We start from the raw sequence: 500 nt of genomic DNA on the forward strand, positions 1-500 counted from the left end.
GAGGAGCAGCGCCGGGTGGAGGTGCTGCGCGGCTTCGGGGTGCGGGCCTTCACGTCCATGCTCTACCCGCACAAGCCCGGGATGGCCCGCTGGCTCAACGACTGGGCCGCCGACTTCGCCGCCCGCACCCCGGACTGCCTGCACACGGCCACCTTCTTCGCCGAGCCGGGCGCCCTCGCCGACGTGCGGCGCGCCCTCGGCCAGGGCGCACGGGTCTACAAGTGCCACGTCCAGGTGGGCGGGTTCGACCCCAACGACCCGCACCTGGACGCGGTGTGGCGGCTGCTCGCCGACGAGGGGGTGCCGGTGGTGACGCACTGCGGCTCCGGCCCGGTGCCCGGCGCCCACACCGGCCCGGCCCCGATCGCCGCACTCCTGGCCCGCCACCCCCGGCTGCGGCTGGTCGTCGCCCACCTCGGCATGCCCGAGTACGAGGACTTCCTCGACCTCGCCGAACGCCACCCCGCCGTCATGCTCGACACCACCATGGCCTTCACCCC

The 500-nt window shown here is 75.0% G+C and carries 1 protein-coding gene; it reads left to right on the forward strand.

What is annotated here, in order from left to right:
• A partial coding sequence (locus tag AC13HU_RS38075) for an amidohydrolase family protein (RefSeq protein ID WP_483046564.1) occupies positions 1-500 on the forward strand: 500 nt, incomplete at both ends.

The sequence above is a fragment of the Streptomyces sp. NH27 genome (assembly GCF_056859195.1).